This is a genomic window from Aquihabitans sp. McL0605, from assembly GCF_049993875.1.
Classification (GTDB): Bacteria; Actinomycetota; Acidimicrobiia; order Acidimicrobiales; family Iamiaceae; genus Aquihabitans.
Genome location: NZ_CP188252.1, coordinates 379,524 through 405,701 on the forward strand (window position 1 = coordinate 379,524; position 26,178 = coordinate 405,701).

General features: G+C 71.7%; 29 protein-coding genes. 8 read left to right on the forward strand and 21 right to left on the reverse strand.

The genetic code is table 11. The features are described 5' to 3' along the window. Positions 1-12 precede the first annotated feature (12 nt). Genes ACPPVX_RS01710 through rimP form a run of 3 tightly spaced genes read right to left on the reverse strand, consistent with a single transcriptional unit; the run spans position 13 to position 2,148 of the window. Positions 13-357, reverse strand: coding sequence for a YlxR family protein (locus tag ACPPVX_RS01710; RefSeq protein ID WP_426573153.1), 345 nt, complete (start codon positions 355-357; stop codon positions 13-15). Beyond that, complete coding sequence (gene nusA, locus ACPPVX_RS01715) at positions 281-1,612, reverse strand: transcription termination factor NusA (RefSeq protein ID WP_426573154.1); 1,332 nt, start codon at positions 1,610-1,612, stop codon at positions 281-283. The genes ACPPVX_RS01710 and nusA overlap by 77 nt, the downstream gene beginning before the upstream one ends. Next, entirely contained in the window at positions 1,609-2,148 is a 540-nt protein-coding gene (gene rimP, locus ACPPVX_RS01720; protein ID WP_426573155.1) for a ribosome maturation factor RimP, read from the reverse strand. Before rimP ends, nusA begins: the two co-directional genes overlap by 4 nt. Positions 2,149-2,424: 276 nt before the next feature. Between rimP and ACPPVX_RS01725 the strand changes: the two genes are divergently transcribed. The 3 genes from ACPPVX_RS01725 (at position 2,425) to ACPPVX_RS01735 (ending at position 5,690) form a co-directional block, all read left to right on the forward strand. Beyond that, a complete protein-coding gene (locus tag ACPPVX_RS01725) occupies positions 2,425-2,931 on the forward strand; it encodes a pyridoxamine 5'-phosphate oxidase family protein (protein ID WP_426573156.1) in 507 nt (168 codons plus the stop codon). A 120-nt stretch (positions 2,932-3,051) separates the two neighbouring features. Further along, a complete protein-coding gene (locus ACPPVX_RS01730) occupies positions 3,052-4,245 on the forward strand; it encodes a thiolase family protein (RefSeq protein WP_426573157.1) in 1,194 nt (397 codons plus the stop codon). Beyond that, positions 4,242-5,690: a DHA2 family efflux MFS transporter permease subunit gene (locus ACPPVX_RS01735; RefSeq protein ID WP_426573158.1), complete on the forward strand. Its 1,449-nt coding sequence runs from the start codon at positions 4,242-4,244 to the stop codon at positions 5,688-5,690. The genes ACPPVX_RS01730 and ACPPVX_RS01735 overlap by 4 nt, the downstream gene beginning before the upstream one ends. A 175-nt stretch (positions 5,691-5,865) precedes the next feature. On the opposite strand, the gene proS is transcribed toward ACPPVX_RS01735, so the two are convergent. Continuing rightward, entirely contained in the window at positions 5,866-7,278 is a 1,413-nt protein-coding gene (gene proS, locus ACPPVX_RS01740) for a proline--tRNA ligase (protein ID WP_426573159.1), read from the reverse strand. Positions 7,279-7,370: 92 nt separating this feature from the next. Here proS and ACPPVX_RS01745 point away from each other — a divergent pair, with 92 nt between their 5' ends. The 4 genes from ACPPVX_RS01745 to ACPPVX_RS01760 all read left to right on the forward strand — a co-directional run bounded on the left by ACPPVX_RS01745 (position 7,371) and on the right by ACPPVX_RS01760 (position 9,462). Beyond that, positions 7,371-7,664 carry a GNAT family N-acetyltransferase gene (locus tag ACPPVX_RS01745; protein WP_426573160.1) on the forward strand — a complete coding sequence of 98 codons (294 nt, stop codon included), beginning with the start codon at positions 7,371-7,373 and terminating at the stop codon, positions 7,662-7,664. A gap of 70 nt (positions 7,665-7,734) precedes the next feature. Next, a complete protein-coding gene (locus tag ACPPVX_RS01750) occupies positions 7,735-8,028 on the forward strand; it encodes a GNAT family N-acetyltransferase (RefSeq protein ID WP_426573161.1) in 294 nt (97 codons plus the stop codon). A 143-nt stretch (positions 8,029-8,171) separates the two neighbouring features. Beyond that, positions 8,172-8,690, forward strand: coding sequence for a PGPGW domain-containing protein (locus ACPPVX_RS01755; protein WP_426573162.1), 519 nt, complete (start codon positions 8,172-8,174; stop codon positions 8,688-8,690). Between the two features lie 40 nt (positions 8,691-8,730). Continuing rightward, positions 8,731-9,462, forward strand: coding sequence for a nitroreductase family protein (locus ACPPVX_RS01760; RefSeq protein ID WP_426573163.1), 732 nt, complete (start codon positions 8,731-8,733; stop codon positions 9,460-9,462). A 27-nt stretch (positions 9,463-9,489) separates the two neighbouring features. Here the strand turns inward: ACPPVX_RS01760 and ispG are convergent, their stop codons facing one another. From ispG to ACPPVX_RS01830, 14 genes are all read right to left on the reverse strand, one after another. Further along, positions 9,490-10,737 (reverse strand): flavodoxin-dependent (E)-4-hydroxy-3-methylbut-2-enyl-diphosphate synthase, encoded by a 1,248-nt coding sequence (gene ispG / locus ACPPVX_RS01765; protein ID WP_426573164.1) that lies wholly within the window; start codon positions 10,735-10,737, stop codon positions 9,490-9,492. Further along, positions 10,737-12,185, reverse strand: a complete 1,449-nt coding sequence (locus tag ACPPVX_RS01770; RefSeq protein ID WP_426573165.1) for a M50 family metallopeptidase — start codon at positions 12,183-12,185, stop codon at positions 10,737-10,739. Before ACPPVX_RS01770 ends, ispG begins: the two co-directional genes overlap by 1 nt. After that, on the reverse strand, positions 12,185-13,390 hold the full coding sequence (gene dxr / locus ACPPVX_RS01775; protein WP_426573166.1) for a 1-deoxy-D-xylulose-5-phosphate reductoisomerase: 1,206 nt from the start codon (positions 13,388-13,390) through the stop codon (positions 12,185-12,187). The genes ACPPVX_RS01770 and dxr overlap by 1 nt, the downstream gene beginning before the upstream one ends. Positions 13,391-13,427: 37 nt before the next feature. Then, positions 13,428-15,008 carry a phosphatidate cytidylyltransferase gene (locus ACPPVX_RS01780; RefSeq protein WP_426573167.1) on the reverse strand — a complete coding sequence of 527 codons (1,581 nt, stop codon included), beginning with the start codon at positions 15,006-15,008 and terminating at the stop codon, positions 13,428-13,430. 111 nt (positions 15,009-15,119) lie between these two features. Further along, complete coding sequence (gene frr, locus ACPPVX_RS01785; protein ID WP_426573168.1) at positions 15,120-15,689, reverse strand: ribosome recycling factor; 570 nt, start codon at positions 15,687-15,689, stop codon at positions 15,120-15,122. Between the two features lie 21 nt (positions 15,690-15,710). Next, a complete protein-coding gene (gene pyrH / locus ACPPVX_RS01790) occupies positions 15,711-16,463 on the reverse strand; it encodes a UMP kinase (protein WP_426573169.1) in 753 nt (250 codons plus the stop codon). Position 16,464: 1 nt separating this feature from the next. Further along, positions 16,465-17,262: a translation elongation factor Ts gene (gene tsf, locus ACPPVX_RS01795; protein ID WP_426573170.1), complete on the reverse strand. Its 798-nt coding sequence runs from the start codon at positions 17,260-17,262 to the stop codon at positions 16,465-16,467. Then, positions 17,255-18,229, reverse strand: coding sequence for a 30S ribosomal protein S2 (rpsB, locus tag ACPPVX_RS01800; protein WP_426574975.1), 975 nt, complete (start codon positions 18,227-18,229; stop codon positions 17,255-17,257). Before rpsB ends, tsf begins: the two co-directional genes overlap by 8 nt. Positions 18,230-18,421: 192 nt before the next feature. Next, positions 18,422-18,985, reverse strand: coding sequence for a murein hydrolase activator EnvC family protein (locus tag ACPPVX_RS01805; protein ID WP_426573171.1), 564 nt, complete (start codon positions 18,983-18,985; stop codon positions 18,422-18,424). A gap of 26 nt (positions 18,986-19,011) precedes the next feature. Beyond that, entirely contained in the window at positions 19,012-19,776 is a 765-nt protein-coding gene (gene whiG / locus ACPPVX_RS01810; RefSeq protein WP_426573172.1) for an RNA polymerase sigma factor WhiG, read from the reverse strand. A gap of 21 nt (positions 19,777-19,797) precedes the next feature. Then, the gene (locus ACPPVX_RS01815) at positions 19,798-20,709 is read right to left on the reverse strand and encodes a tyrosine-type recombinase/integrase (RefSeq protein ID WP_426573173.1); all 912 of its coding nucleotides are present in this window, start codon (positions 20,707-20,709) and stop codon (positions 19,798-19,800) included. A 60-nt stretch (positions 20,710-20,769) separates the two neighbouring features. After that, a complete protein-coding gene (locus ACPPVX_RS01820; RefSeq protein WP_426573174.1) occupies positions 20,770-21,990 on the reverse strand; it encodes a DNA-processing protein DprA in 1,221 nt (406 codons plus the stop codon). After that, complete coding sequence (locus tag ACPPVX_RS01825) at positions 21,987-23,501, reverse strand: YifB family Mg chelatase-like AAA ATPase (protein WP_426573175.1); 1,515 nt, start codon at positions 23,499-23,501, stop codon at positions 21,987-21,989. The genes ACPPVX_RS01820 and ACPPVX_RS01825 overlap by 4 nt, the downstream gene beginning before the upstream one ends. A 259-nt stretch (positions 23,502-23,760) precedes the next feature. After that, positions 23,761-24,555 carry an enoyl-CoA hydratase/isomerase family protein gene (locus tag ACPPVX_RS01830; RefSeq protein WP_426573176.1) on the reverse strand — a complete coding sequence of 265 codons (795 nt, stop codon included), beginning with the start codon at positions 24,553-24,555 and terminating at the stop codon, positions 23,761-23,763. A 162-nt stretch (positions 24,556-24,717) separates the two neighbouring features. Between ACPPVX_RS01830 and ACPPVX_RS01835 the strand changes: the two genes are divergently transcribed. Beyond that, positions 24,718-24,930 carry a hypothetical protein gene (locus ACPPVX_RS01835; protein WP_426573177.1) on the forward strand — a complete coding sequence of 71 codons (213 nt, stop codon included), beginning with the start codon at positions 24,718-24,720 and terminating at the stop codon, positions 24,928-24,930. Between the two features lie 25 nt (positions 24,931-24,955). Here the strand turns inward: ACPPVX_RS01835 and ACPPVX_RS01840 are convergent, their stop codons facing one another. The 3 genes from ACPPVX_RS01840 to rplS form a co-directional block, all read right to left on the reverse strand. Further along, positions 24,956-25,306 (reverse strand): YraN family protein, encoded by a 351-nt coding sequence (locus ACPPVX_RS01840; RefSeq protein ID WP_426573178.1) that lies wholly within the window; start codon positions 25,304-25,306, stop codon positions 24,956-24,958. Continuing rightward, complete coding sequence (locus ACPPVX_RS01845) at positions 25,303-25,608, reverse strand: DUF2469 family protein (RefSeq protein ID WP_426573179.1); 306 nt, start codon at positions 25,606-25,608, stop codon at positions 25,303-25,305. Before ACPPVX_RS01845 ends, ACPPVX_RS01840 begins: the two co-directional genes overlap by 4 nt. Before the next feature lie 123 nt (positions 25,609-25,731). Continuing rightward, positions 25,732-26,079, reverse strand: coding sequence for a 50S ribosomal protein L19 (gene rplS / locus ACPPVX_RS01850; protein ID WP_426573180.1), 348 nt, complete (start codon positions 26,077-26,079; stop codon positions 25,732-25,734). Between the last annotated feature and the right edge of the window lie 99 nt (positions 26,080-26,178).

The following is a 26,178-nucleotide window of genomic DNA, read 5'->3' on the forward strand; positions in this document are numbered from 1 at the left end:
AGTCGGTTGTGGTCAGGACTGCTGGTCAGCGGCCATCGCCGAGCGCAGTTCGGCCAGGGCCGACGCACTCACCGGGGCCCGGAAGGAGCGGGCGAACCCGCCCCGCCCTCCAGCGAGGTCCAGACACGAGGAGGAACCACGGCAGAGCCAGGCGCCTCGTCCAGGCAGTGTACGCCCTACGGCGAGCGATCCGTCGCCGGTGCGCGCCACCCGGACGAGTTCGTCCTGGGGGCGCACCTTCCGGCACCCGACGCACGTGCGCAGCGGGCTGCGCCGCTGATCAGCTGGGATCTTCGACCTCGTCGGCGCCCTCGGCAGGGGCCTCGGCGTGCTCGTCGGCCAGGGGCTCGCTGGCATCGCCGGGGTCGGCGGTGCCGTCGTCGAGCACCTCGGCCTCGGCGTCGGGGGCACCGTGGCCGTCCTCGGGCGTGAGCTCGATGGCGTCCTCGGCGTCGACGTCGGCCACCGCTTCGGCCTCGGTCTCGCCGCCTTCGCCGTCGCCCTCGCCAGCAGCCCAGGCATCGGCCGACACGGCCTCGCCGCCCTCGGCGTCGATCCAGACCTGCTCACCGGTGGCGGCGTCGTAGACCCACTCGCCCTGGGCCCAGTCGTCGGTCTTGTACGACTCCTCCTCGGCCAGCTGGCTCTCGCTCTTGATGTCGACGCGCCAGCCGGTGAGGCGGGCGGCCAGGCGGGCGTTCTGGCCCTCCTTGCCGATGGCGAGCGACAGCTGGTAGTCGGGCACGATGACCTCGGCGGTGCCGGTGTCCTCGTGGATCCGCACCTCCTTGACCTTGGCCGGCTGCAGGGCCTTGGCCACGAAGTCGGGCAGGTCCTCGGAGAAGGGGACGATGTCGATCTTCTCGCCGCGCAGCTCGTTGACCACCATGCGCACGCGGGCGCCGCGGGCGCCGACGCAGGCGCCGACCGGGTCGACGTTCTGGTCGTTGGACCAGACGGCGATCTTGGTGCGGTGCCCGGGCTCGCGGGCGCAGGCCTTGAGCTCGACGATGCCGTCGGCGATCTCGGGGACCTCGAGCTCGAAGAGGCGCTTGATCAGCCCGGGGTGGGTGCGGCTGACCACGATCTGCGGGCCCTTGGAGGTCTTGCGGACCTCGACGATGTACGCCTTGAGGCGGCTGTTGTTCTCGGGCCGCTCGTAGGGCACCTGCTCCGCCTGCGGCAGCAGGGCCTCGACGCGGCCGAGGTCGAGCAGCGTGTAGCGCGCATCGGTCTGCTGGATGATGCCCGTGACGATGTCGCCCTCACGCCCGGCGTACTCGTCGTACTTCATCTCGCGGTCGACCTCGCGCAGGCGCTGCATCATGACCTGCTTGAAGGTCTGCGCAGCGATGCGGCCGAGGGTGGTCTGGTCGGGGGTGACGTCGAGCTCCGGGCCGAACGGCTCGCCGTCGTCGTCGAGCTCCTGCGCGGTGACGCGCATCTCGGCGTTGACCGGGTCGATGGTGGCCCACGCGTACTCGTAGGCACCGGGGAGCCGCTTGTACGCCGACTCCAGGGCATCCGCCAGCGCACCCATCAGGGTCTCGGGCGAGATCCCCTTCTCCTGCGCAAGCGTGTTGATGGCTTCGATGCGATCGACGTTGCTCATGACTTGGCTGCCTTCTTCTTGGAGGACGGGGAGGACTTGGGGGCCGCACCGGGCTTGGAACCGGCGCCGGGCTTGGGCGCCGGCCCCCATTCGAAGATCGTGCGGGCCCGCTCGATGTCGGCGAGGGCGATGGTGCGCGGCGCGGCCGGGTCGCCACCGGTGACGGCGATGGTGGCCGTGTCGTCGTCGGCGGCGGTGACGACGCCCTTGAACCGGCGGTCGCCCTCGACGCCGGCCCGGGTCTTGATGCTGACCAGGGTCCCGACGGCGCCGGCGAAGTGCTCCGGGGTGCGCAGGGCCCGTTCGAGGCCGGGGCTCGACACCTCGAGGGTGTACTGCCCGGGCATCGGATCCTCTTCGTCGAGCATCCGCGAGATGTCGCGAGTGAGCTTGCCGATGACCCCGATGTCGACGCCGCCGGGGCGATCGACGGTGAGGCGCAGGACGCCGCCTGCGTACTCGAAGTCGTAGATCGAGACCTCGGCGGCCTCGACCAACGGCTCGATGAGCAGGCGCACACGGGTGGTGGTGTCCATCAGGCGCCTCCTCTGGTTGCTCGCACGACACGACCGCACAACGGTCCGGACAAAGAAAGGGCGTGGGCCCAAGGCCCACGCCTCGCCACCCCGAGAGGTGAACGGCTCCAGCATAGCCGGTGCCCCTCCGGTTCTCCTGGCCGAAACCTCCGCGACACCCGCCGCCGAGGACCACCCTTCCGCGGCGTGCCCTCCCCCCGCAGCCAGCGGTTCAGGTGCGCGTCAGATGGGCCACCGCCCTGTCCCGCTGTCACCCCCCTCGGGGACAATGGCGCCATGACGTCATGGACCGCATTCGAACAGGCCGATCCCGAGCTCGGCGCCCGGGCCCGCGCCCTCATCTCCTCCACCACCAACTGCGTGCTCGGCACCCTCATGGCCGACGGGTCGCCGCGCCTGAGCGGGATCGACCCGTTCTTCTTCGAGGACCACCTCTACCTGGGCTCCATGCCCGGGGCCCGCAAGGCCGACGACCTGCGGCGGGACCCCCGGCTGGCGCTCCACGGCATCCCCTGGGAGTCGCGCAAGGTCAAGGCCGATTCGCCAGACCCGGGCGACGGCGACGTGAAGCTCACCGGCCGCGGGGTGGCGGTCGACGATCCGGCCGAGGTCGCCCGCGTGATGGGCCGCTACACGGCCGACCGGGGCATCGAGGAGGACATGCCCGCCGAGCTCTTCACCATCGATCTGGCCACCGTGGTGGTCGTCTCCGTGGCCGATGATCAGCTCGTCATCGATCGCTGGTCGGCCACCGACGGGCGCAAGACGGTCCGCCGCACCTGACGGCTCTGCCGGGCGAGGCGAGGGTGGCGGATGGCACGTCTCCAGTTAGTTGCATCACACAACTCACCTCGGTAGGTTGCGTCATGCAACCAGCGCGGTTGCGCCGAACCGGAGGTCCCCATGTCCCGTTCCGTGATCATCGATGCCGTCCGCACCCCCATCGGGAAGGGCAAGCCCACCGGTGCGCTCGCCGGGGTCCACCCGGTCGACCTCGAAGCCCACGTCCTCCAAGCGCTCGTCGAGCGGACCGGCATCGATCCCGCCGAGGTCGACGACGTCATCGGTGGGACGGTGTCGCAGGTCGGCGAGCAGTCGCTCAACATCACCCGCAACGCCGTCCTGGCCGCCGGCTTCCCCGAGTCGGTGCCCGCCACCACCGTCGACCGGCAGTGCGGATCGTCCCAGCAGGCCGCCGCCTTCGCCGCCCAGGGCATCGACGCCGGCGCCTACGACCTGGTCATCGCGACGGGGGTCGAGTCGATGAGCCGGGTCCCGATGGGCTCCGCGGTCACCGCCGACCCGTTCAGCCCCGGCTTCCGCGTGCGGTACCCCGACGGCCTCATCCCCCAGGGCATCGCCGCCGAGCGCATCGCCGCCAAGTGGGGCCTCTCGCGCGCCGACGTCGACTCGTTCAGCCTCCGCTCCCACCAGCTGGCCGCTGAAGCCACCGCGACCGGTCGGTTCGACCGGGAGATCACCGCCGTCAAGGCGCCGGGAGCCGATGGCGCCCTCCACGAGGTCCTCACCGACGAGGGCATCCGGGCCGGCGGCACCCTCGAGCGCCTCGCCCAGCTGCCCGCCGCCTTCCGCAGCCCGCAGTGGGAGGCCCGCTACCCCGAGCTGCCTTGGGTGGTCACCGCCGCCAACGCCTCCCAGATCAGCGACGGGGCCGCCGCCGTGCTCGTCACCTCCGACGAGTACGCCCAGGCCCACGGCCTCACGCCGCGGGCCCGCTTCCACACCTTCGCCGTGTCGGGCGACGACCCGCTGATGATGCTCACCGCGCCCATCCCGGCCACCCAGAAGGTCCTCCAGCGGGCTGGCATGACGATGGCCGACATCGACCTGGTGGAGATCAACGAGGCGTTCGCCTCGGTGGTGCTGGCCTGGGCCGCGGAGCTCGGTGCCGATCTCGACACGGTCAACGTCAACGGTGGCGCCATCGCCCTCGGTCACCCGCTCGGCGCGTCGGGCGCCCGGCTCACCGCCACCCTGCTCAACGCCATGGAGCAGCGAGACGCCCACATCGGGCTGCAGGTGATGTGCGAGGCCGGCGGCCTGGCCAACGCCACCATCATCGAGCGCCTCCGATGAGCACCGCCACCGGCACCGGCGGCGCGGTCCGCTCCCCCGCGCCGTCCCGCCACGCCCAGCGCACGCTGGCCGTGGCGGGGATGGCGGTGCTGGTGACGTTCCTCGACACCACGATCCTCTTCGTCGCGTTCCCGTCGATCAGCGCCGCCTTCTCGGGCGCCAGCGCGTCGTCGCTCTCGTGGGTGCTGAACGCGTACACGATCACCTTCGCCGCCCTGCTGGTCCCTGCCGGCAAGCTCGCCGACCGGGTCGGCCACAAGCGGATCTTCCTGCTCGGCACCGCGCTCTTCACCTTCGGCTCGGCCGCGTGCGCCGTGGCGCCCACCATCGGCCTGCTCAACACGTTCCGCGTGATCCAGGCCATGGGCGCCGCCGCGGTGATCCCGGCCTCCCTCGCCCTGGTCATGCGAGCGTTCCCCCGTGACCGGCTGCCGGTCGCGGTCGCCATCTGGGGGGCCATGGGCGCGGCGGCCGGCGCGGTCGGACCCACCCTCGGCGCGGTCATCGTCGACTCGGTGGGCTGGCGATGGGTGTTCCTGATCAACGTGCCCATCGGCATCGGCGTCGTGCTCGTCGGCCTCCGGGTGCTCCAGGAGTCCACCGATCCCGACGCGCGGATCCCTGCCCTGCTGGGTGTCGTGCTGATCGCGGCCGCGGCTGCACTGGCCTCGCTCGCCGTCGTCCAGACCAGCGACTGGGGCTGGATCGATCCGCGGACCCTCGGAGCGCTCGCGCTGTCGCTGGTCCTGCTGGCGGTGTTCGTGGCCCACCAGCGCCGGACGTCCGCTCCGGTGCTCGACCTCGAGCTGCTCTCGATCCCCGACTACCGGTGGGCCAACGCGGCCACCTTCGCCTTCGGCATCGCCTTCACGGCGATGTTCCTCGGTTCGCTGCTGTTCCTCGAAGAGGTGTGGGGCTTCTCCACACTCAAGGCTGGCCTGGGCGTCACGCCGGGCCCGCTGCTGGTGGCCATCCTCGCTCCTCGGTTCGGCCAGCTCGCCGGTCGCGTCGGCCAGCGTCCGCTCCTGCTCCTGGGCGGCCTGGTGTTCGCGGCGGCGGGCCTCTGGCGGGTCGTCGCGCTGAGCGCCACGCCCGCCTACCTCCGCGACTTCCTCCCGTCGATGGTGCTCACCGGCATCGGCGTGGCCCTCGTCCTCCCGCAGCTCGCCAGCACCGTTGCCCAGGCCCTCCCGCCCAACCGCGGCGGTGTGGGTGGTGGCGCCAACCAAGCGATCCGCCAGTTCGGCGGCACCCTGGGCGTGGCGTTCACCCTCGCCCTGGTGGTGCAGCGCACCGCCGGTGCCGACCTCGGCCCGCGCTTCGACCAGGTCTGGCTGCTGCTGTTCGGCGGCGGCGTGCTCACCAGCGCCGCCGCCCTCGGCCTCACCCGCCGCGCCGTCGTGACGCCCGAGCCGGTGGCGGCCGACCTGGTCGTCGCGGACTGAGCGTCACACCTCCTCGTCACCATGGTCGGCCCGACCCCGACCGAAGCGAGGCAGGCCATGGAGGACCTGGCGGCGACAACCGAGACCCCAGGGATGGCGGAGGACGACCTCGCCTGAGCGCGACCCGGTGAGGTCGCCCCGCTGAACGACCTGCTCGCCGAGTGAGGTCGGTCGGTCAGTAGGCCCGGGCCACCACGGCGATCGCGCCGGGCTCGTCCTCGGTGGCGGGGACGTCGCCATCGGCGGTCTGGATGCAGCGCACGGTGATGGCATCGCGGGCCAGGAGGGCCTCGCCCTCCTCGCCCAGCGTGGCCCAGGGGATGCGGGCGAACCCGGTCTGGGCCGCCTCCCGCGCCTCGTCGATGGTGGCCACCGTGACGGTGTGCTCATCGCGGCGCAGGGTGGCGGCGGCGAGCATGTCGGCCTGGAGGTGCGAGAGCAGCTCGGGCAGGTGGGCGGCCAGGCCGGCGATGCCCACCTGGCGCTTCTCGCCCGTGTCGCGACGGACCACGGTGACCTCGCCGTTGACGAGATCACGAGGGCCCACCTCGACGCGGACCGGCACGCCCTTGAGCTCCCACGCGGTGGCGCGTCGGCCGAAGGAGGTGTCGGTGCGGTCGTCGAGCTTCACCCGGATGCCGGCGGACCGGATCTCGTCGACCAGGGCGGACGCCGCAGCGCCCACGCCGTCTTCGTCCTTGATGACCAGCACCACCACCTGGTTGGAGGCCAGGCGCGGCGGGACCACCAGGCCCTTGTCGTCGCCGTGGCACATGATCAGCCCGCCCATCATCCGGGTGGAGACGCCCCAGCTGGTGGTCCAGCAGGTCTCTTCGACGCCCTCGGCGCTCTGGTACTTGATGTCGAAGACCTTGGCGAAGTTCTGGCCGAGCTCGTGGCTCGTTCCCATCTGCAGCGCCTTGCCGTCGCCCATCATCGCCTCGCACGCGAGGGTGTTGGTGGCCCCGGCGAAGCGCTCCTGGCGGGTCTTGCGCCCGATCAGGACCGGCATGGCCAGCACGTTCACCATGAAGTCGCGGTACACGTCGCTCAGGATCTGCACGGCGTAGGCCGAGGCGTCGGCCTCGGTGGCGTGCGCGGTGTGGCCCTCCTGCCACAGGAACTCCGAGGTGCGCAGGAAGATGCGGGTGCGCAGCTCCCAGCGCACCACGTTGGCCCACTGGTTGAGCAGCAGAGGCAGGTCCCGGTGGCTGTTGACCCACTTGGCCATGAACTCGCCGATGACCGTCTCGCTGGTGGGGCGGACCACGACGGGCTCGTCGAGCTCCTTGCCGCCCGCATGGGTGACCACGGCAAGCTCGGGGCTGAACCCCTCGACGTGCTGGGCCTCACGGGTGAGGTAGCTCTCGGGGATGAACAGGGGGAAGTAGGCGTTCTCGGCGCCGGCGTCCTTGATGCGGGCATCGACCTCGGCCACCATCCGCTCCCAGAGGCCGTAGCCGTACGGCCGGATCACCATGGTGCCGCGCACCGGACCGTTGTCGGCCAGCTCTGCCTTGGCCAGGACGTCCTGGTACCAGCGGGGGAAGTCGTCAGCCTGGGGGGTGAGTACGGGTGCCTTGGCCATGGGCGGCAACCGTACCGGCCGCCACTCCCTTGCCCCGATCCCGGTTTCGTGCGTCGTCGCCGTCGCGGCGTGCCCGCGGCATCCTGGTGGCCATGGACATCGAGATCATCGACGAACGCCAGGCGACGCTGGGCCAGTACCGGCTGCTGGTCGACGGGGTCGAGGTCGGTGAGCTCGACCACCGCACCAGCGAGGGCATCCGCACGTTCACCCACACGGGCGTGCGCCCCGAGTTCGAAGGCCGCGGCCTCGCCGCCCGCCTGGCGCGCCGAGGCCTCGACGACGCCCGGGCCGACGGCGTGAAGGTCATCCCCCGGTGCTGGTACATCGCCCGCTACATCGACCAGCACCCCGACGATGCCGACCTGCTCGCCGTGCCCTCCTGATCGGTCGACCGGAGGCGTCGTGCCCAGACGGTCCGCTCGAACTGCTCCAGATGTGGGCATCCTTGGGGGCATGACGATCGAGATCCGCCAGGAAGACGAGGGCCAGCGCGGCCGCTACCGACTGCTCGTCGACGATGCCGACGCCGGTGAGGTCACCTACCGCATGCAGGACGGGAACCGGGTGTTCGTCCACACCGAGGTGCACGAGGACTTCGAGGGCCAGGGCCTCGCCGGCAAGCTCGCCGAGCACGTCCTCGACGCGGCCCGCCGCGAGGGGATCCTGATCGTCCCCCAGTGCCCGTACATCCGCGGCTACATCGAGCGCCATCCCGAGTACCAGGACCTCGTCGCCACCCCCTCCTGATCCTCGGAGACCGTCCTCGCCGAGCGCCGCACCCGGGGCATCCTCCCGCGCCCCGCGCGGCGAACCGACCAGGGCCGCGCGGGGCGAGCGAGACGGGGGTGGGCCCTACTGCCGTCGAACGGGCTTGCCGCGATACTGGAGCGATGGCTGCTGCCGACGAGCCCGTCGACCTGTCCCATCCCGAGACCTCGTCCGTGCCCTCCCCCGAGAGCGGCGGCACGCCGGCCGCCTCCGACGAGCCGGTCGACGAGCCGGGCCGGCTGGGGCGGCTGCGGGAGGCGGCCATCGCCGCCGAGTACGCCACGGGGCGCCAGGAGGACACCGAGGAGGAGGCCCGCCGCCACGTCATCATCCGGGTCGGCACGATCGTCGTCGGCTTCATCGTGCTCATCGCCGGTCTGGCGATGCTCGTCCTCCCCGGCCAGGGCATCATCACCGTCATCATCGGCCTGACGATCCTCGCCCGTGAGCTCCCGTGGGCCGAGCGCGTGCTCGAGTACGCCAAGAAGAAGGCGAAGCTCGACGAGCTCAAGCACCAACCGGTGTGGATCAAGGTGGTCGCCTGGGGCTTCACCGTCGTGGCCATCGCGGCGTCGGTGTGGTGGATGTTCTTCGCCGAGCCAAAGCCGGCGGTCAGCGCGATCCTCCCCTGGAACTGGTGACCTGAGGGCAGCGCCGGCGTGCCGCCCCTACCGTCGGGGCATGGACCTCCCTGGCCGCGACGGCATCCCGCAGCTCCCCGACGGCATCGAGCCGGTCGGCCTCCTCGAAGGCCTCTGCACCACCCGGGCGATCCGGCGGTTCCGTCCCGACCCGGTGCCCGACGACCACCTGGCGACGATGTGCTTCGCTGCCACCCGGGCGCCCACCGGCTCCAACCGGCAGCCGTTCCGCCTGCTCGTGCTGCGCGACGGGCCCGAGGCCACCGAGGCCAAGGCCCTGCTCGGCCGCTCGTTCCGCCAGCTGTGGGCCGACAAGCGGGCGGCCGATGGCTACGACACGGGCTCGGGGGCGGCGGCCGACACGCCCAAGGCCCGGATGGCCACCACGATGCAGCGCTTCGTCGACCGGTTCGAGGAGACGCCGGTGGTGGTCCTGGCGTGCCTCCGGCCGTGGCGCGGGAGCGACCCCACGATCGGCGCGTCGGTCTACCCCGCCTGCCAGAACCTGCTCCTCGCCGCCCGGGCGCTCGGCTACGGCGGCGTGCTCACCATGTGGCACGCCGACGCCGAGCCCGAGCTGCGGGAGCTCCTCGCCATCCCCGACGACGTTCTCATCGCCGCCACCGTGGCCATCGGCAAGCCCGAGGGCCACCACGGCCCGGTGCGCCGGCGCCCCCTCGGCGAGCTGGTGTTCGACGGGGCCTGGGAGCGGACCCCGTCGTGGGCCGCCGAGCCGGTGGGCACGGCCCACACGGGTCGACCGCCGCGCTGAGGCGCTCGGCCAGCTCGGCGCTCGGGCTCAGCGAGCGGAGAGGTTCTTGCGGATCAGCTCGACCTTGGCCTCGGACTCGTTGGCGTCGACGCCCTGCTCGTCGAGCAGGGCCGCACGGTCGGCGTCGGCCTCGGCCTGGGCGCTGGAATCGGCGTGGGTGAGCGCCCCCTCGATGCCCTCCTCGCCGATGGTGCCCGCCCAGTGGACCAGCGCCTCGACCATCTCGTCCTCGGGGACCACCGCGACCACCTGGCCCTTGACGAACAGGTGGCCCTTCTTGCGGCCGGCGGCGATGCCGAGGTCGGCGTCGCGCGCCTCACCGGGGCCGTTGACGACGCAGCCCATCACCGCGACCTGGATCGGGAAGTCGAGACCGTCGAGCGCGGCCTGGGCGTCGTTGGCCACCTTGATCACGTCGACCTCGGCGCGCCCGCACGAGGGGCAGGCGATCAGGTCGAGGCCCTTGCGCTCGCGCAGGCCCATCGACTCGAGCAGCACGCGACCGGCGCGGGCCTCCTCGACCGGATCGGCCGTGAGCGAGTAGCGGATGGTGTCGCCGATGCCCTCGGCCAGCAGGGCGGCGATGCCGGCGGTGGCCTTGACCGTGCCCGCGGGCGGCGGGCCGGCTTCGGTGACGCCGAGGTGCAACGGGTGGTCGGTGGCCTCCGACAGCTGACGGTAGGCCTCGATCATGAGCGGCACGCTGGACGCCTTGACCGAGATCTTGACCTGGTCGAAGCCGACCTCGTCGAAGTAGGCGAGCTCCTGCTGCGCCGACTCGACCATGGCTTCGGGGGTGACCTTGCCGCCGTACTTCTGGTACAGCCGCTCGTCGAGGGACCCGCCGTTGACGCCGATGCGGATGGGCACGCCCCGGTCCTTGGCCTCGCTGGCGATGAGGCGGATGTGGTCGGCCTTCTTGATGTTGCCGGGGTTGAGGCGCAGGCAGTGCACGCCGGCCTCGAGGGCGGCGAGCGCCATCCGGTAGTTGTTGTGCACGTCGGCGACGATCGGCACCGGCGAGCGGGGCACGATGTGCGCCAGGCCGGCGGCCGCGTCGGCGTCGTTGCAGGTGCACCGCACGATGTCGGCGCCCGCGCCGTAGAGGGCGTACACCTGCTGGAGCGTGCCCTCGACGTCGGCCGTCTTGGTGGTGGTCATCGACTGGACCGACACCGGAGCGTCGCCGCCCACGGCCACCGGGTGGGTGGGGTGGGCCAGGATGATCTGACGGGTCTTGCGACGGGTCGCCAGGGAGATCGAGCCGTCGTCCATCAGCCGCCGATCGGGTTGACCACGTCGAGGTAGAGGCTCGAGACGAACAGCATCCCGAGCAGCAGCACCACGACGTAGGTGATCGGGAGCAACCGGCTCACGTCGGCGAAGTAGCGGCGACGGTGGAGGCGGCGCTCTTGGATGTTCTCGTAGACGGCGATGGCGACGTGGCCGCCGTCGAAGGGCAGCAGCGGGATCAGGTTGAAGACCCCGATGAAGATGTTGATGAAGGCGAACAGGGCGATCAGGGCGCTGGGGTCGACGCCCCCGACGCTGGATCCGAGCCGGACCAGGCCGTAGATCGACAGGATCCGGTTCTCGCCGGTCTGCGTGCCCGAGCCGGAGACGGCCGCGGCTGCTGCGGTGGAGCAGGGGTCCTTCTCGTCGGCGGCTTCGGTCTGCTTCTGCGTGGAGCGGTCCTTGTTGGCGCTGCCCACCTGGGAGCTGAAGTCGGAGATGCCCGACGGGCTGAAGAAGCTGGTGAGGCCCTTCATCGAGACGGTCATGATGTTCTTGAACTCGACGGGTGCCCGGTACAGGCCCTGGACGGGTCCGACCTTCTCGTTGGGCGGGTCCTGCATCACGATGCCGAGGCCGCAGGCCTTCTGCTTCGAGCCGTCGTCGGCCGTGTAGGTGTAGGCGCGGAGGTCGACCACCGTGGTGCCGGTGACACCGTCTCGCACGTAGGTGACCTCGGCGGGCGTGCCGTACAGCGGCGCCGCCGTGGATCGCAGCTTCGCCGTGGTGGGGGTGCGGGTGCCCTCGATGGCGCGGATCTCATCGCCGGGCTGCAGGCCTGCCTTGTCGGCGCCCGAGCCGGTGACCACCCGTTCCACGATGGGTGTGGGGCTCTTGGGGGCCGCGGCGAACGACTTGCCCGGCTGGCCCACGAACACGAGGGCGACGTAGATCAGCACCAGCGCCAGCATGAAGTGCATCGCCGACCCGGCGACGGCCACCGAGACCCGGGAGCCGAACGACTTCTGGCGGTACGTCCGCGCCTCGTCCTCGGGGTCCACCTCGTCGAGGTTCACCATGCCGGGGATCTTCACGTAGGCCCCGGCGGGGATGGCCTTGATGCCGTACTCGGTCTCGCCTCGGCGGACCGACCAGATCTTGGGCCCGAAGCCCAAGAAGAACTCCGTGACCTTCATCCCGGCACGCTTGGCCGTGAGGTAGTGGCCCAGCTCGTGGAGCGTGATCATCACCACGATGGCGAGGACGACGATCAGGAACCAGAAGTTCCACACGCCGAGCAGGACGAGCGCGCCCAGCAGACCGGCGAGGCGGAGGCCGGCGAAGGGAACGCCGGCGCCGTCGGTGGGGATGCCCTCGCCCGGCTCCTGATCGACCGCGGTGCGCTCAGCCGTGGCGAGGCGCCCGTGCCCGTCGTCTGCGGGAGTGGGCGGCTCCACGTGGGAGGGGGTGGATGGGGGCAGGTCGGGCATCAGGTGGGGTCCGTGGGGGGCGATTCGATCCCCATCACGCTACGGGCTGCACGGCGCGCGCGGCGGTCGGCCTCGATCACCGCTTCCACATCGGCCGCTTCGGCCCCGTCGTGACGGTCGAGCACCGAGGCGCACACCGCCGCGATGTCGGACCAGGAGATGCGCCCATCGAGGAACGCGGCGACGGCTTCCTCGTTGCCGGCATTTAGCCATGCCGGCGCCAGGCCCCCCGCCCGCCCGGCCGCGAAGGCCAGCCCGAGGCAGGGGAACGCCGCCAGGTCGGGCGGCTCGAAGTCGAGCCGCGAGAGGGTGGCCCAGTCGATCGGACCGAACGCAGCGGCCGAGCGATCGGGCCAGGCCAGCGCGTACCCGATGGGCAGGCGCATGTTGGGCATCGACAGCTGGGCGATGGTGGACCCGTCGGTGTAGGTGACCATCGAGTGCACGATCGACTGCGGGTGCACCACCACTTCGATCTGGTCGTACCCGATGCCGACGCCGTGCTCGCCCGCCGGGGCGCCGAACAGCTCGTTGGCCTCGATGACCTCGAGCCCCTTGTTCATGAGCGTGGACGAGTCGACGGTGATCTTCGGGCCCATGCTCCACGTGGGGTGCGCCAAGGCGTCGTCGACGGTGACCGAGGCCAGGCTCTCGGCGCTGCGCCCCCGGAACGGTCCCCCGCTGGCGGTGAGCACCAGCGACGCCACCCGGCTCGGGCCGCGCTCGTCGCGCGACCGGAGGCACTGGTGCAGGGCACCGTGCTCGCTGTCGACGGGCACCAGCTCGGCGCCGGGCGTGCTGCGCGCCCGCTGCACCACCGGTCCGCCGGCGATCAGCGATTCCTTGTTGGCCAGCGCCAGGCGCCGACCGGCCAGCAGGGTGGCGAGCGTGACGCGCAGCCCGGCGAAGCCCACCACGCCGTTGACGCACACGTCGGCCTCGGCCCCGAGGCTGGCGAGCCCTTCGGTGCCGACGCGGATCTCGACGCCAGGGAGCCGGTCCCTCGCGGCGGCCGCGCACCCTTCGTCGGCGATGGCGACCACCTTGGGGTGGACGGCGTCGACCTGGGCGGCGAGCAGGTCGAGGTTCCGGCCGGTGGCGCCGAGCGCCACGATCTCGTAGCGGTCGGGCTCGGCGGCAACGACGTCGAGCGTCTGGGTACCGATCGATCCGGTGGACCCGGCGAGGGCGATGGTGGTGCTCATGGGTCAGCGGCCCGTCAGGCGACGGTGGCGGACCACGTCAGACGACGACGTTGCCGACGGTGACCGCCAGCCACAGGACCGTCGGGAGCACGAACAGCATGGCGTCGAAGCGGTCGAACACGCCGCCGTGCCCCGGGAGGATGGAGCCCATGTCCTTGACGCCCAGGTCGCGCTTGAGGAGGGACTGGCAGAGATCGCCGAGCGGCGCGGCCACGGCCGCGCCCACGCCGAGCAGCAGCCCGGCGCTGAACGTGGTCCACGGACCGGTCTTGACGATGCTGACCAGGATCAGGGTGACCACGAACGCGCAGCCCATGCCCCCGACGAGGCCCTCGAGCGTCTTGTTGGGACTGGCCGCAGACAACGGTCGGTGGCCCATGCTCTTGCCGATGAACAGGCCGCCGACGTCGTAGGCCACCGTGGCGACGATGGCGATGACCAGCAGGGCGATGCCGTCGTGGGCCCGCAGGATGCCGGTGGCGGCGGAGCCGAGGCCACCGATCCACACCACGGCGAGCAGGGTCGCACCGGAGCCTTCGAGCACCCGCGGATCGGTGCCGCCAGCGCCCACCAGGTACCAGGCCAAGATGGCCACCAGCGCCACGAACAGCACCAGGGGCACCGCCGCGACGCCTCGCCAGTAGACCGCCAACGGAAGGGCGGCGCAGGCCACCAGGCCCACGAGGCGAGCCGACTCCCAGCCGACCTTGCGCAGCACCTCGAAGTACTCGACGGCGCAGAAGCCGATGACCACGGTGACGAGGAGCGTGACCGCGGCTGGGCCGACGATCATGGCGACCACCGCCACCGCGGCGAGGCCGAGGCCGATGCCGATGGCCATGGGCATGTTGCGGTCGCCGCCGCCGGCCGGGGCGTAGGGCCCGCCGCCGCCGTCGTCGAAGCCATCGTCGTAGCCGTCATCGACCCACTGGTCGTCCTCGGTCCAGGTGTCGGGCGCTTCCGGCTCGTCGACCGAGGCGCTCCAATCGTCGTCTGCGACATCGAACCGTGGCCCGGCGTCGGTCGGCACCCCTGCGTCGCCCGTGCGCTCTTCCACCCGTTCCTCCATGTCGTCGAACCCGAAGTACTCCTCGTGGCTGGGCTCGGCATCGACATCGCCGAGCGCACCCACGCGGACCTCACCGCTGTCACCGGCCAGCTGCTCGACGAAGCCGTCGTCACCCCAATCGTCGTCGGCATCGCGCCAGCGGGGGGTGGACGTGGCGAACGACGACCACACGTCGAGGTCGTCTTCGTCGTCAGGGATCAGGGGGGCGTCGTCGCCGATCAGCACGGCCGGCACCTCGCCCGTGGGCGGTTCGGTCCAGTGCGGGAGGGAGACGGGACCGGTGACCGGGTCTGGGGCCGGCTGCACCGGTGGGCGCTCGATCCGGGTGGGATCGGCGCTGGCGTCGAGGGGGAACCGCAGCGCGGGGCGAGGCCCGGCCGGGGGTGCCGGCGGGCGGTCGCCGAAGCGGAGCTCGTCGTCGGTGCGGCGGGGCGCAACGTCGCCGCGCTCGATGGCTTCGGCCGCCTCATCGGGGCCGATGATGCGAACGCCTTCGGCCGCGTCCTTGGGCTTCGGCTCGTCGCTTCGGGATCGATCTTGATCGTCCATGGCACCTCCTGGTGTGCGCCTGACCCCAATACTTGCTCGGGATCCGCCTGGCAGCAGGTGATCGCTGCCGGCTGTGCGAAAAACGTTGGTGCGAGCGAGCCCGCACCCTGGTCAGTCTTCGAGCAACTCCTGCTCCTTGTGGGCCAAGGCGGCATCGATCGCCGCCTCAGCTGCCTGGGTGACCTTGTCGAGCTCCTTCTCGGCCCGGGTGAGCTCGTCCTCGGAGAGGTCGCCGTCCTTCTCGAGGCCCTCCAGCTCCTGGCGGCCGGACCGGCGCAGGTTGCGCACCGAGATCCGGCCGTCCTCGGCCATGCCCTTGACGATCTTCACGTACTCCCTGCGGCGCTCGGCAGTGAGCGGCGGGAAGGAGAGCCGGATGTTGTTGCCGTCGTTGCTGGGGTTGAGGCCCAGGTCGGACTGGCGGATTGCCTTCTCGATGGCGGCCATGGCGCCCTTGTCGAACGGGGCGATGACCAGCATGCGTGCCTCGGGCACGCTGAACCCGGCCAGCTGCTGCAGCGGCACGTCGGAGCCGTAGTACTCGACGGGGATCTTCTCGACGAGAGCGGGCGAGGCCCGACCGGTGCGGATGGAGCTGAACTCCGCGCGGGCCCGATCGACGGCGCGCGCCATCCGGTCACGGGTGTCGTCGATCACCATCGACGCCATCTCGTCACTCATGGCTGGCTGACGGAATGCAGGTCACCGGACCAGGGTACCGACTCCCCGCTCGCCGTTGAGGACACGCCCGAGGTTGCCCTCGGTGAGCGCGTCGTACACGACGATCGGGAGGCCGTTGTCCATGCAGAAGGTGATGGACGTGGGGTCCATGACACCGAGGCCCTGGTTGAGCACGTCCATGTACGTGATCTCATCGAGCTTCGTGGCCGTGGGGTCGAGCTTGGGGTCGGCGGTGTAGACGCCGTCGACGCCACCGTGCGTGCCCTTGACCACGGCACCGGCCGACAGCTCGGCGGCGCGCAGGGCGGCGGGCGTGTCGGTGGTGAAGAACGGAGCGCCGAGGCCGCCGGCCAAGATGACGACGCGGCCCTTCTCGAGGTGCCGCAGGGCCCGCCGGCGGATGTAGGGCTCGGCGATCTGCTCCATGTGGAGCGCCGTCATCACGCGCGTGGGCTGGTGGAGCTGCTCCAGGGTGTCCTGGAGGGCCAGGCCGTTGATGACCGTGGCCAGCATGCCCATGTAGTCGGCCTGGGCGCGGTCCATGCCCGCGCCGGCGCCGTGCATGCCGCGCCAGATGTTGCCCCCGCCGATGACCACGGCGACGTCGACGTCCATGCGCCGGGCCGAGACGATCTCCTCGGCCAGCTGGCGGACGACGGTGCCGTCGATGCCGTAGGTGCCGCCGCCGAACGCCTCGCCAGAGAGCTTGAGCACGATCCGTGGCCACCGCGGGGTGGTCTCGGGCTGGCCGCTTCCCGGCGAGGCGTCGGCCATGTCAGCTGCCGATCGAGACCTGGGCGAACCGCACGATGGATGCACCACCGAGCAGCTGGGCGATGGTCTGCTTGTCGTCCTTGACGTAGGGCTGGTCGATGAGGACCTGGTCCTTGAACCAGGCCCCGAGGCGGCCTTCGACGATCTTGTCGATGGCGGCCTCGGGCTTGCCCTCGGCCTTGGTGATGGAGGCGAGCGTCTCGCGCTCGGCCGCCACGTCGGCCTCGGGGACCTCGTCGTTGGTGAGGTACTTCGGCTTGGAGAAGGCGATGTGCACGGCGATGTCGTGCGCCAGCTCCACCGTGCCGCCGCCGGTGAGCTCGACGATGACGCCGAGCACGCCCCGGCCGTCCTGGCGGTGGACGTAGCTGTCGATCACGTTGCCGTCGGCCGCCTCGAAGCGGACGATCTGGCCGAGCTCGATGTTCTCCTTGAGGACCAGCTTCATGTCGTCGATGGCCTCATCCTTCTTCGACGCAGCCGCTTCGCCCTCGATGGCCACGATGGTGGCGATCTCCTGGACGAGCGTGGAGAACTGGTCGGACTTGGCGACGAAGTCGGTCTCGCACTTGAGCTGGGCGATGGCGGCGACGCGGTCGACCAGCGACACGGCGACGGTGCCCTGGCTGTTGTCGCGGTCCTCGCGGGCTGCCGACTTGGCGAGGCCCTTCTCGCGCAGCCACTTCGCTGCGGCCTCGGCGTCGCCGGCGTTCTCCTGGAGCGCCTTCTTGGCGTCCATCATCCCGGCGCCGGTGGACTGGCGGAGGGCTTGGACGTCCTTGGCGGTGAAATCAGGCATCGGGCGTGGTCTCCTCGACCGGGTCGGTGCCCTCGGTGGTGGGCACGGTGGTGGCGGGAGCGGCCTCGGCGACGGGAGCCTCTTCGGCAGCGACGGTCTCGGCAGCGGGGGTGGCCTCCGGGGTCTCGACGACCTCGGCAGCGGGCTGCGGGGCGGCCTGCTGGGCCGCAATGCGGGCCTCGCGCTCGGCGGCGGCGGCAGCAGCCTGGCGACGGGCCTCGGCCTGCTGGGCGGCGACGGCGGCCTCTTCCTCGCTGCTGCGGGCCTTGGGCGGCTGGACCGCACCGGGGCGCTTGGAGGCGATGAGGCGGCCTTCTTCGACCGCGTCGGCGATCACGCGGCACATGAGGGCGCCGGAGCGGATGGCGTCGTCGTTGCCCGGGATGACGTACTGGATGATGTCGGGGTCGCAGTTGGTGTCGACGACGGCGACGATCGGGAGGCCGAGCTTGTTGGCCTCGGTGACCGCGATGTGCTCTTCCTTGGTGTCGAGGATGAACACCGCGGACGGCAGCTTCTCCATCTGGGCGATGCCGCCGAGGTTGCGCTCGAGCTTGGTCAGCTCACGGCTGATCAAGAGGGCTTCCTTCTTGGGCATGGCCTCGAACTCGCCCGAGTCGCGCATGCGGCGGTACTCGCCCATCTTGGCGACGCGCTTGGACATGGTCTCGAAGTTGGTGAGCATGCCGCCCAGCCAGCGCTCGTTGATGTACGGCATGCCGCACTTCTCGGCGTACGACTGGATCGGGTCCTGGGCCTGCTTCTTGGTGCCGACGAACAGGATGCTGCCGCCGTCGGCGACGGTGTCGCGGACGTAGGTGTAGGCGGTCTCGAGGCGCTTGAGCGTCTGCTCGAGATCGATGATGTAGATGCCGTTGCGCTCGCCGAAGATGAAGCGCTTCATCTTGGGGTTCCAGCGGCGGGTCTGGTGGCCGAAGTGGACTCGGGCCTCGAGCAGCTGCTTCATGGTCACGACGGGTTCCGTCACGGACCTCTCCTCTCCAACGGTTTTGAAGGACCTGGTTCCAAGCGCCACGGGGAGTGTTCCCAGAGGCGACCGTTGGAAGGAGCCAGGCAAGCGGGTAGCTGGTGGTCCACCGGTTGATGGGCCGGTCGACGAGTGTAGCGACGACCAGCCCGCGAGCCAAAGGTGACGAGGTCACGGCGCTGGCCGGATGAAGATCCGGGCGAGCAGACCGACCCCGGTGGGAGGGCTGCTCCCCCGGCCGCCCACCTGCGGAGGGTCGCCACCCGACCGGCGCGTCCCGGATGGTTCGAGCGGCACGAGGACCGCCCGGCCGCCGCCCACCGGGTGCCCCCACAACGATGCCGGGTCGAGGTATGCGTCGCCGCGGCGGACGCCCAGGTGCAGCCGGCCGTTGGCGCGTCCCACCGCCTGGCCGACGGCGATCGGGTCGCCCGACCTCACTGCGATGGATCCCAGCCCGACGTACGACGAGCGCAGCCCGTCGGGGTGGAGCACCGTGACCACCAGGCGACCCGCCACCGGCCCGGCGAAGGCCACCCGGCCGGGACCGATGGCGGTGACCTCGGAGCCTGGCGCCGTGGCGTATTCGATCCCCCGGTTGCCCGGGAGCCAGGGCTGCGGGGGCGGGCGGAACGGGTCGACCACCTGGCCGCTGGTGGGCGGCTGGTAGCGCGGCCGGCCCGTCGGAGCGCCCGGAGCAGCGGCGGCGCCGGCGGGCGAGGCCCAGAGCAGCACGGCGGCGAGCGCCGCCAGCGCGGCGGTCAGGCCGGTTCGCGCTGGGCCGCTTGGAGGCGGCTTCGGAGCTGGAGGACCGACTTGGTGTGGATCTGGCTCACGCGGCTCTCGGTGACCCCGAGGACCTCGCCGATCTGGGCCAGGGTCAGGTTCTCGAAGTAGTAGAGGGTGAGGACCACCTTCTCCCGCTCCGGCATCCGTTCGATGGCCTCGGCCAGCTGACCCCGGAGCTCGCTGCGCTCCAGGAGCGCGCCCGGCCCGTCGCCGCTGTCCGGGATGGTGTCGCCGAGGGTGGTGGAGTCGCCTCGGTCGCCGAGCATCTCGTCGAGCGCGGCCACGCCGGTGAGCGAGAGCTGGCCGAGCACGGATTGGAGCTGGCCGTCGGACATGTCGAGCTCCGCAGCCAGCTCGGCCTCGGTGGGCGACCGCTTGAGCCGAGCCTCGAGCTTGGAGAACGCCCGCTCGACGGCGCGCCCCTTGGCCCGCACCGAGCGCGGCACCCAGTCGATCGAGCGCAGCTCGTCGAGGATGGCTCCCTTGATGCGAGCGATGGCGTACGTCTCGAACTTGAACCCCCGCGCCGGGTCGAACTTCTCGATGGCGTCGATGAGTCCGAAGATGCCGTAGCTGACCAGATCGGACTGCTCGACGTTCTGCGGCAGGCCGACCGCGACGCGACCCGCCACGTACTTGACGAGCGGCGAGTAGTGCAGGATCAGCCGGTCCCTCGCCACGCGCGTGGGCGCGTCGTGGTAGCTCGACCAGAGCTCGGTGACCTGGTCGGCGCTCATCGGACGGCTCCGCCGGGGGCGCTACGCACGCGGGTGGGTCCGCTCGAACACGTCGCGCAGACGCTCCCTGCTGATGTGCGTGTAGATCTGCGTGGTGGCCAGATCCTCGTGTCCGAGCAGTTCTTGCACACTTCGAAGATCGGCCCCACCGTCGAGCAAGTGAGTGGCGAAGGTGTGACGGAGCGCGTGCGGGTGCGTGGGCTCGACCGATCTGCGGTCGATCACGCGGCGCACATCGCGGGGAGTGAGCGGGTTGCCTCGCTGGTTCACGAAGATCAGGTCGCCCACCCGGGCGTCGCTGGCCATCAGCGGGCGGCCGTCGTGGAGCCAGGCGGCGAGGGCCTGCACCGACGGTTCGCTGAGCGGCACCATGCGCTGCTTCGAGCCCTTGCCCCACACGGTGACCCGCCGGCCGAGCAGATCGGTGTCGGGGGTGCGCATGCCGCAGAGCTCCGACACGCGCAGGCCGCTGCCGTAGAGGACCTCGAGCAGCGCCTGGTCTCGAAGGTCTCGGGCGCGCTGGAGCGGATCGGCGGCCGTCTCCCCCTGCGCCGCCACACCCGCTCGGGCCGGTGGGGCATCGAGGAGCTCGTGGAGCTGCTCCTCGTGCAGGATCTTGGGGAGCCGACCGGTGCCTCGGGGCGCCCGGAGCCCGAGCGTGGGATCGGCAACCAGGCGGCCGGTGCGCACCTGCCAGCCGAAGTAGCGGCGCAGGGCCGAGGCCCGGCGGGCGAGGGTGCGCGGTGCGACCGGACGCTCGGTGAGATCGGCCAAGTACCGGCGCAGGACCCGGCGGGTGACCTGATCGGGCTCGGTGAGGTCGATCGAGCGGGCCCAGCGGGTGAAGTCGACCAGGTCGGACCGGTACGCGCTGGTGGTGGCCGGTGCCGCCGCCGTCAACGACGCCAAGAACCCCTCCACGTCCCAGCTCACGGCGACAGGCTATCGGTCTGGGGATGACCGCGAAGGGTGATGGGGCAACTACGGAAGCGATCATGGCCGCGAACCCTGCTGGCCAGGGCGCCCAGACGGCCCGATCCGCTCGAACCACGGGCCCGATCTGGCCACCAGGCCCCGCTGCTCGAGCTCGACCAGGGCACCCGCCACCACCTCGAGATCGGCGGCACGGGACGCCACCAGCTCGCCCAGCGTGCGGGGGTTGGCGGTCAGATCGTCGAGGACCCGGGTGGCTTCGGCGGTGAGGACGGACTCGGCTGCGCCACCGGACGGGGGCGGGTCGCGTCGCCCGAGCTTCTGGCCACCCCGACCGATCGCCACCAGCACGTCGTCGACGTCTCGGACCGGGGCGGCGCCGTCGAAGATCAGGTCGAGCGCTCCCGCCGATGCCGCCGCGGTGGGGTGACCGGGCACGGCGAGGACCGGGACGTCGCGAGCCAGGGCCTCGGCCGCGGTGAGCATCGAACCGCCGGCCGACCGCGACTCCACCACGATCACCGCGTCGGAGATCCCGGCGATGATGCGGTTGCGAGCGGGGAACCGCCACGGCAGCGGCGCGGTGCCGATGGGCGTCTCGGTGAGGACGGCACCGCGAGCGGTCACCTGTCGGTGCAGCAGCTGGTGTCGGCGCGGGTACGGGCGATCGAGGCCGCTGGCCACGACGCCGATGGGTCGTCCGATCCCATCGTCGCCGGCGCCGGCCGTCGCCTCGATCACGGCCTGGTGGGCGGCGCCGTCGATCCCGAGGGCCAGGCCCGAGACCACGGAGACCCCCGCATCCACCAACCCGATCGCGAGCAGGGAGGCGGTGTCGCACCCGAGCCGGGTGGCGTTGCGCGTGCCCACGACGGCGACGGTGGGGCCGGTGAGCGCCTCGAGGCTGCCCTCGGCGAACAGGACCGCCGGGGGCGACGGATCGCCCTCGAGCCGGGCGGGATAGCCGCGCCGGCCGAACACGACCACCTGCTGGCCGGCAGCCTCGTGCCGGGCGAGGACCGACTCCGGGTCGAGACGGGCGGCGGCAGCGGCCAACTGCCGGGCACCCGTGGCCGCGTCGAGCCGCCGAGCTGCGTCGGCCAGCGGCCCGATCTCGAGGCTGGCCCCCGCACGCACGGCAGCCCAGGCCTCGGGCGCGCCCACCGTCGTGAGGCAGGCGAGCAGCGTGGCCGGACCGATGCCACCCACCGATGCGAGGGCGACCAGGCACGCCCGCTCGCTGCGCTCGGCGTCGACGCGAGCAGGTGGATCGGCGCTCATGCCACCACCCCCGCCCCGAGGCGGACGTCGGCCCGCAGCTGGAGCGCAGTGCCCACGTGGGCGGTGGTGAGCGGACCGTCCCATCCGGCGAGGTCGGCGAGGGTGAGCGCCACCCGTCGCACCCGGTGGAGCCCCCGTGCGCTCAAGCGGCCGCCGCCGAGAGCGTCGGCCAGGAGCTCGTGGGCGTCGGGTGCGAGCGGCGCCCACGTGTCGAGCTCGCTCCCCCGCAGCTCCGCGTTGGCCCGGACACCTCGCTGGACCGCACGATCCCGGGCTGCGGCCACGCGCTCGCGGACCGCCTCGGTGGGCTCGCCCGGGTCTCCCCCGAGGAGCTCCTCGACGGCGGGCCGCAGCACGTCGATCCGCAGATCGAACCGATCGAGCAGAGGTCCCGACAGGCGGCGGTGGTAGCGGGCCATCACGCCATCGGGGCACCGGCACGCACCGGGCCGGCCCGCCTCGCCGCAGGGGCACGGGTTCATCGCGGCCACCAGCAGGACCCGAGCTGGAAGCTTGGCCGAGAACCGGGCGCGGCTGACCCGGATGACGCCCTCCTCGAGCGGCTGGCGGAGGGCGTCGAGCACGGTGGGCGGGAACTCGGCGAGCTCATCCAGGAAGAGCACCCCGGCGTGCGCCAGGCTCACCTCTCCGGGCCGCATGGCATCGGTGCCGCCGCCTATCAGCGCCACCAGGGTGGCGCTGTGGTGGGGCGCCCGCAGCGGAGGCCTCCGGATGAGCCCGCCGCTCAGCGACTGCCCGGCCGCCGAGTGGATCCGCGAGACCTCCATCGCCGAGGTGCGATCGAGCTCGGGCAGCAGGCCCGGGAGGCGGCTCGCCAGCATGGTCTTGCCTGCCCCCGGAGGGCCGACCATGAGGAGGTGGTGCGAGCCCGCGGCGGCGATCTCGAGCGCCTTGCGGACGACCGGCTGGCCGCGGACGTCTCGCAGGTCGAGCTCGGCGGCGCCACCCGTGGGGCGCGGCGGCCGGTCGTGGTCGGGCCAGGGGGCCTCGCCCGTGAGCGCACCCAGGACCTCGGCCAGGGTGGCCACCGAGCGGACGAAGGGGCCTTCGACCAGCTCGGCGTCGGTTGCGCAGTCGACCGGCACGACCACGGTGTCGGTGCCGATGGCGTCGACGATGGGCACGACGCCGGGGACGGGCCGAACCGTGCCGTCGAGCCCCAGCTCCCCCACGAACCCCAGCTCACGGACGAGGGCAGCGTCGAGCGCTCCGGAGGCGACCAGCACCCCGATGGCGATGGCCAGGTCGAGGGCGCTGCCGACCTTGCGGGTGGACGACGGCGCCAGGTTCACGGTGATGCGCTGGTCGGGCCACTTGATGCCTGATGCCAGGACGGCGGCGCGCACTCGGTCCCGCGCCTCCCGGCACGATGCGTCGGGCAGGCCGACGATGGTGAGCCCGGGGATGCCGCGCGACGAGTGCACCTCGACCGAGATGCGGTGGCCGTCGACCCCCATGACGATGGCGGACCGGATGCTTGCGAAACCCACGGGAGCTCCTCGCGGCCGTCGGGTGGACGGCGGTGTACGGCGATGAGGAGGCCGTGGCGTCGGCGTCGGGACGGGCGAGCGGCAGCTGGGGCCGAGGGTTCGCGGGGCCGTGGCAGGGACGGCGAGGGCAACCTACCGAGGGGTGGTGACAGCGGGGCCCGGTGCGCCCGATGAGCAGCCGACCCGAACGAGGCCTGCGGTCGAGCACTCGACCGAACGAGGCCTGCGGTCGAGCACTCGACCGAGCCGAGTCCCGGGGTCAGCGTCCGGTGTACTTCGGCTCCCGCTTCTGGACGAACGCCCGGAGCGCCTCGGCGGTGTCGGCGGTGCCGAAGTTCACCGTCTGAGCCGCGGCCTCGGCGGCGACGGCCTCGGGGAGCGTGGTCGATGCGGCCCGGTCGAGCAGCGCCTTCGTCTGGGCCAGAGCGATCGGCGGGCCGGCGGCGAGCTGGACGGCCCAGGCGGCCACGGCGGCATCGAGCTCGTCGGCCGGCACCATCTTGTTGACCAGGCCGATGCGCTCGGCTTCGGCCGCGTCGAGCATGGGCGCGAGCAGGGCCAGCTCCTTGGCCTTGTGGAGGCCGACGCGCTGCGGGAGCAGCCACGAGCCGCCGTAGTCGATCGAGAGGCCGCGGCGGGAGAAGATCTCGCAGAACCGGGCCCGGTCGGACGCGATCACGAGATCGCAGCCCAGGGCCAGGTTCATGCCGGCACCGGCGGCGATGCCGTCCACGCGGGCGATGGTGGGGCAGGCCATGGCGTGCAGGGCCAGGCAGCCCTCGTTGATGTAGTTGAGGTGGTCGAGCCAGTGCACGTCGGGCGCATCGCTCAGATCGGCGCCGGAGCAGAACTCGTCGCCCTCACCGGTGATCACGAGCACGCGCACGTCGTCGTCGGCGCCGGCCCACCGGAACGCGAGCGCCAGCTCGCCCCACATGGCGTTGGTGATGGCGTTCTTGCGGCGCGGGTTCACCAGCGTGAGCGTGGCGACGCCCTCGTGGAGCGAGATGCGGATGCCGTCGGAGTCGTCGGGGCGGGGGTGGTTGCCGGGCATGCCGGGAACCCTAGGTGTGATCGCACGCACCCCCGCCCGTATCGTGGTCGGCATGGGCTTCAACCCGCACCGCAAGATGCGCAAGGGACCGGCGGACTACGCCATGGTCGTGGGTGCCATCGTCGTGTGCGCGCTGCTGCTGGCCTGGGCGTTCCTCGGCTGATGTGGGCCTACGCCGACGACGAGGTCGAGGTCCGTCGCATCCAGCCGTACCAAGCGCTGAAGGTGTACCTCTGCCCGGGGTGCCACCAGGACATCGCTCGGGGCACGGGCCACGTGGTGGCGGTCCCCACCGCGGTGCCCGACGATCGTCGGCACTGGCACCACGGGTGCTGGGAGCACCGGGCCAAGCGCCGCCCCGGCCGCATCCGCTGACGCGGGCGCTCGGGCGGGGGCGGCGTCAGAACGCCGCTTGGATCACGTCGACCTCGCCGGGGAGCACCGCGGCCACGTCGAACCGGATGCCGTCGGGCCGGAACGGCACGTCGGCCTCGGCGAGCCAGCGCGCCGCCAGGCCGCGGATCCGCCGCTGCTTCGTGGGGGTCACCGCCTCGGCCGGATGGCCGTAGGCCAGCGACGAACGGGTCTTGACCTCGCAGACCACGAGGGTGCGGCCCTGGGCGCAGATCAGATCGATCTCCCCGTCACGGCAGCGCCAGTTGCGCTCGATGATCGAGTAGCCCTCGGCCCGGTACCAGGCGGCTGCCCGGTCCTCGCCCACCGCCCCCAGCCGGAGGCGGGCCGCGGTCACAGCTCGAGATCGGGCTTGGGGAGCTCTTCGATGTTCACGTCCTTGAACGTGACGACCCGGACCTGCGGCACGAACCGCATCTTGGTCTGGCGGTACATGTCCCACACCCAGGCGTCGGTCATGAGCAGCTCGATGCGGGTGCGGCCACCGTCGGTGTGGACGGTGTGCTCGACCGCGTTGGCGAGGTAGAAGCGGCGCTCGGTCTCCACCACGTACTGGAACGTGGGCGACACGTCTCGGTACTCCTGGAAGAGCTGGTGCTCGATCTCGGCCTCGTACTGCTCCAGGTCGTCGGCGCTCACGACGCACTCCCAAACGGGGTGCGGGGAGCCGGGGCTGGGGACGTGAGGATCACGAGGGCATCGTACGCCCGTGCAGTGACAACCGGGCTGGAGCGCGGGCGGCAGCGGGCCGCCCCGGCGCGACTAGAAGTCGCGCTTCTCCTTGACCTTGGCGGCCTTGCCGACGCGATCGCGCAGGTAGTACAGCTTCGCCCGGCGCACGTCGCCCCGGGTGAAGACCTCGATCTTGTCGATGATGGGCGAGTGCACCGGGAAGGTGCGCTCGACGCCGACGCCGTAGGAGAGCTTGCGGACGGTGAAGGTCTCGTGGATCCCACCGTTCTGGCGGCGGATGACGACGCCCTGGAACACCTGGAGGCGCTCCTTGCTGCCCTCGACCACCCGGACGTGCACCTTCAGCGTGTCGCCAGGGGCGAAGTCCGGCACGTCGGTGCGGAGGCTGGCTTGATCGATGACATCGGTGGTCTTCATAGGACTCTGATCCTGGGAAACGAGCGAATGGGGGGCGCCGCAGGGGCGCACACAGCAGGAGGCAACGCTAGACGGCCGGACCCCGTCGAGGCCAACCGG